Source organism: Streptomyces sp. NBC_00654, assembly GCF_026341775.1.
GTDB lineage: Bacteria > Actinomycetota > Actinomycetes > Streptomycetales > Streptomycetaceae > Streptomyces.
Window position 1 is genome coordinate 2,342,582 of the sequence record NZ_JAPEOB010000001.1, and the last position, 11,462, is coordinate 2,354,043.

11 protein-coding genes are annotated in these 11,462 nt (G+C 70.5%); 4 read left to right on the top strand and 7 right to left on the bottom strand.

Features of this window, described 5'->3' with window-relative positions; all coding sequences use genetic code 11:
- Positions 1-254 precede the first annotated feature (254 nt).
- Both OHA98_RS10195 and eccE read right to left on the bottom strand, forming a co-directional pair.
- The gene (locus OHA98_RS10195) at positions 255-977 is read right to left on the bottom strand and encodes a hypothetical protein (protein ID WP_266924450.1); all 723 of its coding nucleotides are present in this window, start codon (positions 975-977) and stop codon (positions 255-257) included.
- Positions 977-2,338 carry a type VII secretion protein EccE gene (gene eccE, locus OHA98_RS10200; protein WP_266924452.1) on the bottom strand — a complete coding sequence of 454 codons (1,362 nt, stop codon included), beginning with the start codon at positions 2,336-2,338 and terminating at the stop codon, positions 977-979. Before eccE ends, OHA98_RS10195 begins: the two co-directional genes overlap by 1 nt.
- 228 nt (positions 2,339-2,566) lie before the next feature.
- Between eccE and eccB the strand changes: the two genes are divergently transcribed.
- The 4 genes from eccB to OHA98_RS10220 all read left to right on the top strand — a co-directional run bounded on the left by eccB (position 2,567) and on the right by OHA98_RS10220 (position 6,379).
- Positions 2,567-4,114: a type VII secretion protein EccB gene (gene eccB, locus OHA98_RS10205; protein WP_266924454.1), complete on the top strand. Its 1,548-nt coding sequence runs from the start codon at positions 2,567-2,569 to the stop codon at positions 4,112-4,114.
- A gap of 68 nt (positions 4,115-4,182) precedes the next feature.
- Positions 4,183-5,412 (top strand): type VII secretion-associated serine protease mycosin, encoded by a 1,230-nt coding sequence (gene mycP / locus OHA98_RS10210; RefSeq protein WP_266924456.1) that lies wholly within the window; start codon positions 4,183-4,185, stop codon positions 5,410-5,412.
- A 258-nt stretch (positions 5,413-5,670) separates the two neighbouring features.
- Positions 5,671-6,021 carry a hypothetical protein gene (locus OHA98_RS10215; RefSeq protein ID WP_073726642.1) on the top strand — a complete coding sequence of 117 codons (351 nt, stop codon included), beginning with the start codon at positions 5,671-5,673 and terminating at the stop codon, positions 6,019-6,021.
- 52 nt (positions 6,022-6,073) lie between these two features.
- On the top strand, positions 6,074-6,379 hold the full coding sequence (locus tag OHA98_RS10220; RefSeq protein WP_266924458.1) for a WXG100 family type VII secretion target: 306 nt from the start codon (positions 6,074-6,076) through the stop codon (positions 6,377-6,379).
- Between the two features lie 135 nt (positions 6,380-6,514).
- Here OHA98_RS10220 and OHA98_RS10225 read toward each other — a convergent pair whose 3' ends face one another.
- The 5 genes from OHA98_RS10225 to OHA98_RS10245 form a co-directional block, all read right to left on the bottom strand.
- Entirely contained in the window at positions 6,515-6,748 is a 234-nt protein-coding gene (locus OHA98_RS10225) for a DUF397 domain-containing protein (RefSeq protein WP_266802339.1), read from the bottom strand.
- Between the two features lie 91 nt (positions 6,749-6,839).
- Complete coding sequence (locus OHA98_RS10230) at positions 6,840-7,856, bottom strand: hypothetical protein (protein ID WP_266924460.1); 1,017 nt, start codon at positions 7,854-7,856, stop codon at positions 6,840-6,842.
- A gap of 3 nt (positions 7,857-7,859) precedes the next feature.
- Positions 7,860-10,151, bottom strand: coding sequence for a hypothetical protein (locus OHA98_RS10235; RefSeq protein WP_266924462.1), 2,292 nt, complete (start codon positions 10,149-10,151; stop codon positions 7,860-7,862).
- Between the two features lie 77 nt (positions 10,152-10,228).
- Complete coding sequence (locus OHA98_RS10240; RefSeq protein ID WP_266924464.1) at positions 10,229-10,936, bottom strand: hypothetical protein; 708 nt, start codon at positions 10,934-10,936, stop codon at positions 10,229-10,231.
- 72 nt (positions 10,937-11,008) lie between these two features.
- Complete coding sequence (locus OHA98_RS10245; protein WP_266924466.1) at positions 11,009-11,461, bottom strand: hypothetical protein; 453 nt, start codon at positions 11,459-11,461, stop codon at positions 11,009-11,011.
- Between the last annotated feature and the right edge of the window lies 1 nt (position 11,462).

Consider the following 11,462-nt stretch of genomic DNA (forward strand, 5'->3'; position numbering starts at 1 on the left):
CGTCACGCGCTGCCCCCGGGTGAACGGGAAGCGATAAGGGGAGCGAACCGAAAGCGGTACGAATGCGGAACGTTGCGTGCAAGTCGATCGCGCGGACCGGCACAAGGAACCCCGCGCGGGCGGGCATACGGATCCCGCACGGCCGACGTACAGGTCCGATGCGGCGGGAACACGAATTCCCGCGCGGGCCGAAGTACGGACCCCGCGCGGGCCGAAGTACGGACCCCGCGCGGGCCGATGTACGGACGCGCGGGTCAGTCCATCCGGCGGGCGCTGCCCAGCAGTCCGGTCTCGGCGTCGGTCGCCTGCGTCATCACGAACTGCCGGTCCCGGTCCGTGCACCACAGCGTCACACCGTCGGCCAGCGTGGACAGCGCCTGTGCCTCGGCGGCCGACAGATTCATGATCCGGCCGATCTGCGCCGCCTCGTCCGGGGAGACCCGCTGGACACCGACGAGCGCGGACTTCTCCATCAACCGCGGCGCCACCGGGCTGAGATAGGGGAGCAGCGTCACGACGGACTGCCAGGGCCCCGACACCACCCGGCCGCGAGGGGGCCGCATCCCGCAGTCGCGCACCACGACGACCGGCGATCCGGCCGACGCGCCCTGCGGCGGCACCCGGCCCACATCGTGCAGCGAGACACAGGGCTGCCCCCCGCCCGCCGCCTGCGCGAGCCCGGTCCAGGCCTGGGCCCGTCCGGTCTCCACCGCGATCCGGGCACCCGTCGCGGCGGCGCGCAGCGCCAGCACCTGCGCCGTCCACAGGCCGCCGATCAGCGTGACCTCGTACGGAGTGGGCCGGTTGATGCCCAGGACCGCCGGGCGCCCCTCGGCGTCGACCCCGATCACCGTGCCGTCGTCACCGACCGGCAGGCCGAGCGAGGCCAGTTCGTCGAAGGAGACCGCGTGCCGGCCGCGGCGCGGACCGATGAGCCCGAAACCCAGCCGGGGCCGGTTGCCGGTAGAGGTGGACATCAGCGGGTACCTCCGAGCGGCAGGGTGGCCAGCACACCGGGCAGCTGTTCGCGGTCCAGTCGTACCAGCGCCGTCTTCACACCGCGTGCGGTGCGCTCCAACTCATGGCGGGCGGCGAGGAGTTCGTCATCGCTGCGGCCGGTGATCCGGACATGCCCGGTGACCGACACCCCCGAGCGGTCCCCGTGCCCCAGCGTCAGGCTGAACGTGGTGGCCAGCGCCGGGATCGAGGTGAGCAGCGCCACCAGCTGAGGCATCGAGGCACCGCCGCCGCCGAGCTGGGGCCAGCGGCCCACCCAGTACGTGGTGTGGCGCCGGTCGTCGCAGCGCCAGGTGCGCGAGGTCTCCTCGGTGCGCCTGCCGGGTGTCTCCGCCCGGCTGGCCTGGGCCATCGCCAGCGGACTGACGCACGCCGAGGTCGCGATGGCGGAGGTCAGTTCCTGCTCGGTGAGCACCGTCGCGCGGAACCCCGCCCCGGTCAGCCGGCTGGCCAGCTGGTCGGCGGCCCGCACCACGCACTTCTGCGCGCCGATGATCCCGCCGCCGCGCGCCTGCACCGCCTCCGGGCAGAGCTCCGGGTCCAGCTTGAGCGCGATCCAGGTGATCCGGAGCGCCGGCGAACCCGTCTGGGCCTGCAACGGCGCGTAGTTGCGCGCCGCGACCGACTGCTGCGGCAGATGCGGCGCGGGCGCCGGCTGGGTGTGCTGGACGATCTGCGCGGACTCCAGCCGGATGCCGTCGACCTCCAGCACATCCCGTACGAGTGTCAGGGGCAGCGGCCGTGCCGAACGGTCGGGCCTCAGCGCCGTGGCGTCCGACTCGACCTGGACCAGCGCCGTGACGAACGTACCGTCACCGATCATGCCCACCGGCCGCCGGTCGCGGTCGCTGAAGGAGTACGTGCGCAGCGCCGGGTCGCACTCGACGGCGGGCGCGAGACCCGGCTCGGTGTCCGGGGGCAGCACCAGTGCGGCGGCCCGGCGGGTGCGGGCCCGCAGCGCGAAGACCGTACCCAGCCACTCGGGCAGCGAGCGGCGGTGCCTGCGGACCACGGCGAGCACCACCAGCAGCGCGGCGAACACCCCGGCCGGGGCGAGCAGCAGCGGCTCCACCACCCAGGCGGCGAGCAGCAGAGCGGCGGCGATTTCGATCAGTACGAACTGTTGCAATCGGAACGAACCGAAGTGTCCGGCACGTCCGTTCAGCCGTGGTGCGGCCGGTCCGCCGGTCCCCGCGGGGTCACCGGAGGGCCTTCGGGACGAGGAGCGTGAACCCCTGCGAGAGGCGGGTGGTTCCCCTGCCCCGGGAGCCCCGGAGGGCCCCCTGTTCCCGGCCGGACGTGTCCGCGTCGCGGAAGCCATCATTCCGGCATTCCCCCGTTCGTAAGGCCCCAACTCAACCCGATCGCCCCTGCCCCGCCGGGGGCTTTGGAGGCTGGATCACCCTACCCGCCCCACAGGCACTCGCCTTCAGCAGGCATAGTAGGGGGCCGGTCCGGCACCAGGGTCCGGCATCGGGGGTCCGGCACGGGGGCAGGGGTGTGTCCGCCCCTGGAGCCGCGCGGGGAGACACGGGAGACAGACAGACTCATGGCATCACGGCGGGATGAGCTCAACGCGTACACCTTTGCGAAGAAGCGCACGGTCGCGGCATTCCTCCAACCCTCGCCCACAGGTACCGAGGAGGGCGCTCCGCGCCCGTTGCGGGCGGTCGTACCGAGCCTGATCGTCGGTGCGCTGATCCTGGCGGGGTTCGGGGCCTGGGGGATGTTCAAGCCCACCGCGCCCAAGGACTGGGACAAGCCGGGCACCAAGGTGATCGTCGGCAAGAAGTCCACCACCCGCTATGTGGTGCTCTCCACGGGCAAGGGCAAGGACAGGAAGAACCTGCTCCACCCCGTACTGAACCTCGCCTCGGCCCGGCTGCTGCTGACCCCGCAGCAGTTCGCCGTCATCCAGGTCGCCGACAACATCCTGGACGCGGGCAAGCCACCGCGCGGGCCGATCCTCGGCATCCCCTACGCCCCCGACCGGCTGCCCGAGGCGACGGACGCGGGCACCGCCAAGCGGTGGGCGGTCTGCGAACAGCCCGGCGGCAAGGGCAACACCGTGCAGAAGGCGGCCTTCGTCTTCGCCGAGCGCGACAACAAGCTCACCGAGGGCAAGAAGGAGAAGCTCGGCGGCGGACAGGTGCTGTACGTCCAGGGCCAGGACGGGACGCGCTACCTGGTGGACGCGAGCGGCACGAAGTACCGCGTCAACGAGGTGGCCACGGACAACGGACACCTGACCAACGCCCTCGTCGGCACCAGGCAGCCGCAGTCCGTCACCGACGACTGGCTGGCCACCCTGCACGAGGGCAGCCCCATCGTCTTCCCGCAGATCCCCGGCACCATCGGCGCCCCCGCACACATCGAGGGCCAGCTCTCCGCCGAGGAGAACAAGGTGGGCATGGTGCTCAAGACCCGTACGGGCGAAGGCACCGCGCACTACGTGGTCCTCGACGGCAAGGTCCAGCCCATCTCCGAGTTCACCGCCTGGCTGCTGATCAACTCCCCGCAGACCGCGCCCCTGAACCTGGCCAGCGAGGCCCGTGCCGCGGACCTCCAGGACTTCGTCCCGGACCCCCAGCCCTTCGCCGGCCAGGCCCCGCGCTGGCCGGCCCACAAGGCCCAGCAGGTCAACTCGGCCGGGGGCGACGGCAGCCGGGACACGGTCTGCAGCGTGCTGCGCAAGGTCGACGACCGGGGCCGTACGACGCTGAGCACCTGGGCGGGCAGCGAATATCCGGCCGCGATCAACGCCGGTGGCACCAGCACCTACGTCACCCCCGGCAGCGGCCTCCTCTACACCCAGATCCAGGGCAAGCAGACCCGCCCCGACGGCTCGCTCTTCCTGGTCACCGACACCGGACTGCGCTACGCGGTCCAGTCCAACGGCGACAGCGACGCGGAGCGTTCCGACATCGGCACCGGCGGCCAGCAGACCCAGGACGGCCGCCCCGAGGCCAGCCAGGCCCAGATCCGGCTCGGCTACGAGAAGGTCACGCCCTCGCTCGTACCGATCGAATGGTCGGACTTCCTGTCCAAGGGCCCCCGGCTCGACACCAACAGCGCCCGGCAGCCCCAGGGCTCGTGAGCCACCCGTACGACAGCCCCGCGGCCGCCGCGGGACGGTGGACCGCGGGACTCGGGGGAGAGGAACAGATGTTGTACCGGAAGACCGTGCTGCTCACGGCGGCCGCCGCCGCGCTGGCCGTACTGGCGGCGCCCCAGGCCGCGTACGCCGCCCAGGACTCCGCAGGTCCGGGCGGCCTCGGGATAGACGGCAGCGGTGAATGCACCTTCCCGATGAAGAAGCAGTTCGAGGGCAGGCCGTGGCCGCTCCAGCGGGTCATGCTCGACGAACTGTGGCAGGACACCAAGGGCAAGGGGGTCCGTGTCGCGGTCATCGACACCGGTGTGGACAACGCCAACCCGCAGCTCAAGCCCGCCGTTGACATCACCGCCGGGCGCAATCTGCTCAAGGGCGGCAAGGCGGACGGCACCACCGACGAGGTCGGCCACGGGACCAAGGTCGCCGGCATCATCGCCGCGCGACCCGCGAAGGGCACCGGGTTCGTCGGCCTGGCGCCCGAGGCCACCATCATTCCGATCCGCCAGAACGACGAGAAGAACAGCGGCAAGGACACCACGATGGCCACCGCGATCGAGCACGCGCTCGCCAAGAAGGCCGATGTCATCAACATCTCCCAGGACACCACCAAACCGCTGACCCCCGACTCGGCGCTCGGCAGGGCCGTGGCCAAGGCGATCGGCCAGGGCGTCGTCGTCGTCGCCTCGGCGGGCAACGACGGCATGGACGGCAAGCTGAAGAACACCTACCCGGCCGCCTTCCCCGGGGTGCTCGCCGTCGCCTCCTCCGACCGCAACAACGAACGCGCCGCCTTCTCGCAGGCCGGTGAGTTCGTCGGCGTCGCCGCGCCGGGCGTCGACATCGTCTCCACCGTGCCGGGTTTCGGCCAGTGCACCGACAACGGCACCAGCTTCTCCGCGCCGTACGTGGCCGGAGTCGCCGCCCTCCTCGTCGCCAAGTACCCCACGTGGACGCCGGCCCAGATCGCCGCCCGGATCGAGCAGACCGCCGAGCGGTCGGTCACCGGCCATGACGCGTACGTCGGCTGGGGCGTCGTCGACCCGGTGAGGGCCCTCGCCGGGGACAAGGACGACGTCCCGCTGGACGCGGCCCGCCCGGACCCGGCACCGCCCAGGGCGCCCGCTCCGGAGCCGGCGCACCTGGCCATGTCGGAGACCTCGCAGGAGCGCAGCGAGCGATACGCCACCTACGCGCTGGCCCTGGCGGCGGTGCTGGTCTCCGTCGTGGCCGGTACGGCGACGGTCGTCCGTGATGTCCGGCGACGACGCGGTTTGCGCTGAGGGCGCCGGCGGTGACGTGGATCTCTCCTATAAACCGCAGTTGGGGAGAGATGACGAAGTGACTAGGGTGGTAGCAGACTTCACGTGTGTGACGGGGGAACGAGAAGTGGTCGAGTCCGATTCCAGGGCGTGGGAACACCGCCACGCACTTCTTGGGCCTTGCATGTACCCCACTCCTTATCCGGAGCACACGGGGGCAAGAGGAAGCCTGACCGCGGCCCGCGGGCAGGCTCGGGAACTGAGAGATAGGACCTCCGGATGACCAACCCCGCCGCTGGTTTCGGACTCGCCGACGATCCGATCATCCAGGCGAAGAACAAGATCGTCGACACGGCCGACGCGGTGTCCAAGCAGGCCCGTGAGCTCGCCGACATCCTCGCGACGGTCAGCGCGGGCTGGACGGGTGTCGGTGCCTCGGGATTCACGACTGCGCAGGTCACGATCAACGAGGACCACGACGAGATCCGGCGCCTGCTCCAGGTGCTGCTCAACGCCGTGGGCCAGACGAAGAACCTCAGCAACGCCAACGACGACGAGGTCCGCGCGGCCTTCAACGCGGTGAAGGAGTCGGCGTCGTCCTCCAACACGTCCGGCCTGAACGGCGTCTGAGCCACCCGCCGCACCCCTTTACCGCACACGCTGAGCACAGAGGAGAAGACTGATGGCTGGGGACCCGAACACCAAGGTCAGGTACGAGAGCGTCCAGGAGATGGCGAACCGCATCCGTGTGGTGTCGCGCAACATCATCAAGGACCTCGAAGAGATGGACGCCGCGCTCAAGGTCGTCACCGACACCTGGGACGGTGACGCCCACGGCGAGTACGTCACGCTGCAGGGCAAGTACAAGGGCCGGGCCGACCACATGCAGAAGCGGCTGGACCAGGTAGCCAAGATCATCGAGTCCGGCAAGGACAGCTACCGCTCCACCGACGTCAAGGCCTCGCGCTACTTCACCGAGGCGTTCTGACCCACGCGCGGCGGCCCGTGCGCCACCGCGGCGCGACCGCCTCGGCGCGCGGGCGCCCACGCACACAAGAGGGGCACGCTCCCACCGGAGCGTGCCCCTCTCATGTGCCCGGCCCGGAGGGCCCGGCCGACAGCCCTACTTCAGGTCGAACTCGCCGTCACGGGCGCCCAGCACGAACGCGGTCCACTCGGCCTCCGTGTACCGCAGCACGGTCTCCGGATCCAGCGAGGACCGCATCGCCACGGCCCCGCCCGGCAGATGCGCGATCTCCACACGCTCCTCCGCCTGCTCCGTCCCGGGGGCACTGAGCCACTCCACCCCCGAGATGTCGAGTGCGTACAGCTCGTCCTTCTCCGCTTGCGTGCCCATCAGTTGCCTTTCCTCTCGTGCGGCGGAACGTGTTCCTCGCCCTGTCCAGGCTATCGCCGTACACCGACGCCGGGGCGGGATCGCGTCCGGTTCACGGGGCCGTGGTGGAGCAGCCGTAGTTCTTGCCGGCGGAGGTGACGAAGTCGGCGAAGACGGCCTTGGCCGAGGGGGTGCCGGGGGATTCGAGGGCGGACTGGTAGGTGGGACCGAGCTCCATCGAGAAGTACGTCGGTGTGCCCGAGCAGTCGGCCACCACGTGCCGTTGGTCGAAGCCCGAGACACGCAGGCCCGCGAGCGGCGGCTGTTCCCCGAAGCCGGGGGAGGAGGCGATCGCTTCCAGGACGCGCGGCTCCTGTGTCACGGAGAAGGTGGCGTGTCCGCTCACCTCGCAGGCCCAGGTGGGACCGGTCCGCCCCTGGACCGTCTGGCGTGCCGCTTGCCTTCCCGCGGCCGGGCCGGGGAAGGTCAGGCCCTTGATGCCGCACACCGCGTCGTCCGGGACCTTCTGGCCGGCCGGTACGGCCGGGAGGCTGCCGGACAGGGCGAGCGGCCGGTCCGGCGCGCACCCCGCGCGTTCCGCCGCCCTGTTCGCCACGTCGGTCAGGAGCGCGGCCAGTGCCGTGGGGTCGGAGCCCTCGGGGGCGTAGCCCTCGACGATGGCCGGGGCCGTCTTCGCGCAGCCCTCCGGCAGGAGCACCCAGCCGTGGTCCCTGCCCACACCCCCGGTCGCCGGTCCGGAGAAGAAGGACACAGTGGCGGGACCGGGCCAGCGGCCGTCGGTGAACGCGAAGTCACCCCGCTCATGGGTAGCCGAGATCCTCAGGTGCCCCTCACCGGCACCGGGCAGGAACGACGAGGCCTCGACGGTGCAGGAGAACTCCAGGTCGTCGCCCGGCCGGGCATCCAGGCCGTTCCCGTCGGAGATGCGGCCGCCCCCGGACAGGACGGCGTCGGCCCGCGCGGTGGACACGAGTCCCCCGCACACCTCGTCCCCGGCGACGAGATTGGTGTTCAGCCACACATGGAAACCCGCGAGCACGACACCGAGCGCCAGTACCGGAGCGATCCACTTCCACCGGGGTGCCCGGTTGCCCTTGCCTTGCGTCATGTCCTACTTCCTCGTGCGCAGCGCCGAGTACGCGTCCTCGCGCCCCGTGATGTAACTCTGTTTGGCCTCGCCCTTGGCGTGGTCGTGCGCCTCCGAGCCGGCGACACCACGCTCGTTCCCCCACGCGTCGAGCAGTTTGTTCGTGCCCGCGATCCCTGCCGAGGTGTTGGTGCTCTCCTTGGCGCGTGCCGCGTCCTCCGCCTCGGCGGCGACGTCCTTGGAGTACTCGTAGGTGGCCGCGTCGACCATGCGCTGGATCGGGTCGCCCACGACCGGGATCTGTGTGAAGAGGCCACCGACGCCGTGGTACGTGTACCGCATCTCGTCGTTGAGGTTCCCGATCTTGGTGTCGCGGTCGTCCAGGGTCATGTCGGAGCCGATGGCGTTCATCGCTCCGTACACCTCGCCGACATGGCGGGCCTTGTTGTCCCAGTCGCCGACGACATTGCCCACCTGCTCCGGCGGAGCGTCCTTCGCGGTGAGGAGGTACTCGGCCGCGTACCGCTTCTCGTTCTCGTACAGCAGGTCGTAGACGAGTACGGGCTCGCCATCGGCCGTCTGCCCGTACGCGGCGTCCGAGACACCGCGCATCACCCGCAGAAGGCTGTGCTTGGAGTTGGTGATCCCGGACTCGTCGCCGCGCCCGCTGATCTCGTCGAGACCCGTGGGGCTGCCCGGGGCGGTACCACTGAGGATGGCGTGGGTGTCGGCCGTGTAGTCCGACAGGGCACGGCCGAGGGGCACCTTCAGGTTCTGCGGGATCGTGTCGCCCTTGGAATCCTGGTCCAGGACGCTGATGGTCTCCTGCATGACCCGGGCCTGGGCCTCCGAGTGGTGGCCGAACGCGGCGCCTCCGGCGTTGGGCTCGCGGCCCGTGGTCGCCGCCTCCAGGGCGAGACCGAGGCCGATCTTGGAGGTCGGGTCGTCGAAGGTCGTGACGCCGTAGCCGGTGATCGTGTTCTTCGGCCAGTCGCGGGCGTCGTCGCCGCCGCCGAGCAGGTACTTCAGGTGGTTGTTGGGTACCTTGTCGCCGTCCGCGCCATTGCCCGTGGAGTCGAAGAAGGCGGTGGCCGCGTCCGGGTTCTTGCTCATGACACCGAGGAGGCCGTCGATCGGGTCGCTCTCGATGCCCTTGTGACCGCCGCCCCACAGCGTGAAGATGCCGTCCTGCTTCTTCTCGGCGGCTATGAGGTCATCGCCCAGCTCGTACAGGAACTGATCGTCGAACTTCGTGTCCGCGTGCTGCATCATGCTGACGAACGACTGGTAGCCGTACAGCGGCTGGGTGTTCGAGCCGAAGTTCTTGGTGCCGGAGCTGTCGAGTCTGTCCGTCCACTCCCGGTAGAACCTGCCCTCGTCGGACGCCTTCCACTTCTTGAACGCGTCCGATCCGGGCGGCGCGTCCTTGACGCTGCCCGGCACCTGGGTGGCGGTGGCGGCGGAGTTGGCCAGACCCTTCTGGATCTCCAGGTACTGGTCCTTGTTCTTCTTGTCCGAGTCGTAGGCACGGTCGTTGAGCTTGTTGTTGACCTTGATCAGCCCGTCGGGGCCCAGCCCGTTGAGGAGCGTCTGGGAGAAGGCCTTGTCGTGCGAGTTGTCCCGCACCGAGCGCTGGAACTCCGCCATGTCGGCCGCGGAGACCTTGTCACCGTTGTTGATGCGGGTGGCGATGTCCTTGGTGTTCTCCGCCTCGTACTTCTCCACGTCGCCCTGCGCGTGCGCGTTGAAGCCGGTGCCCAGCGTGTTGTCGTTCTTGTCCCCGTACCCGTCCTTGGTGACGGCCTCCAGCGCGATCTTCACGCCCTGGTCCGCGTCGTCCACCGCCTTGACGCAGTCGTCGACCGCCTTCGACCAGGACGCCACGGACTTGCGGATGCTCTCCGCGTAGTCGGGGTCGTGCCGGGTGGCCGCGCGTTCGGCCTCCGTGAGCTTCGCGTAGTCGTAGGTGACCACGCCGCCCTCGGAGATCTTCATGCCCGCCTTGACCGCCGCGGCGCACTGGTTCTCCAGGTTCTTCTTCAGGCGTACGAAGTCGTTGTGAGCGTCGCGCAGCAGCGAGGCTATGGCCTTGGCCTGGGTCTGCGCGGCGGCGTACTCGTAGCGGGTGGCGGCGAAGTTCATCTGGGCGGTGTTCGCGCTCAGCCCGGACCAGGACTGGCCGAGCGTGATGCACTGGACGCTGTCCTTGTAGCGGTTCTCGACCTTCTTGATCTCCGCGGCCGCGTCGTCCCACTTGTCCGCGGCCGTGGTCAGCTTGCCCAGGTCGGTCGTCATGACCTCGCTGTAGGTGAGCATGTTTCTCCCGTGATGCTGTGTTCTGTCGAAGCGGCCCGGGCGGCGCGGCCCGGGCCCGCGCGTGGCGGCCGGAAACCTCAGGCGAGTTGCGCGTGGAGCGCCAGCGCGAGGCCGGAGAGCTTCTCGCCCCCGGGCCCGGCGCTCCCGTCCTCGCCCGCCGTCACCACCAGCGAGGCGTCGCCGTCGTCCGAGGGCTTCACCCGCACGGTGACGCAGTCGCCGTTCCGGGAGGCCACCGCCTCACCGGCCGCTCCCGCCGCCGTCCGCCGCAGATACGCGGTCAGCTCCTCGGTCGAGAATCCGCCGGCGGACATGATCACCGGTGCCAGCAGGTTCTCGGCCGACGCGGACTCCGTGGCGATCGTGTGGACTTCCACGGTGCCGGCGCCCACGTGGAACAGACAGCTGACCAGGGCTCCGGGATTGGCGGCGAATCCGCCCGGCCCCTGCGCGTCGCGCCCGTTCTCGGCGGTGACGGCGGGCTCGTCCGCGTCCTCGCCCGGGGCGGCCCCGGCACCCGTCCTCCCGGACAGCCCCGCCGCCTTCGCCGCGCGGGCGATGTCGTACGGGAGCGGGCAGCTGTCCGCTCCGTCCGGCCCGACCTTGTCCGCGGCCGCCCGGAGCGCGGAGACGCTCACGGGACCGGAGGCCTTCCCCGCCCCCGCGTCGGAGTCGCCGGAAGCGCCGGAGCCACCGTCTCCGCCGTCCTGCCCGCAACCGGTCAGCAGCGCTGTCGCGAGCAGTACGGCCAGGGCGCCGCCGCTCCGGAGTCGTGTGCGTTCCATGGGGCCGGGGCCTTTCGTCCTGCGCGTACGGGGGAGGGTCAATGGGTTCCGGATCATGATCGGGTTTCCGCCCTACACCCCGCCGAGGCCGGACGCCCACGGACCGTACTGCGGCTTGAGCAGCGGCGAGAACTGGGAGTTGATGTCCAGGTCGTTGCGGGCGAAGCCGTTGGCGGCCCCGCGCAGGCCGTTCTTCTCCGAGCTCAGCCTGCCCATCAGGGTCTTCACCTGCTTGTCCCAGGTCTCGCCCAGCTTGGTGATCGCCGGACCGGTGGCCCAGTCGGTGAACTCCTTGGCCGCGGCGGACGAGGCCTCGTCCGCCAGGTTGGTGGACTTGTTGGTACTGTCCTCCAGCTCGTTCTCGATGGTGTTCGCCGCGGCGGCCTTCTCCGCGGGCGTCGAGGCCAGGACCTGTCCGCCGAGGCCGGGCAGCGGGCCGTCGTCGGCGCCGTTGAGCCGCATGTCCGTGCTCTGCCGCTGCGTGGCCTCCGCGCGCAGCGTGGCCCATTCGTCGTCGAAGCCCATG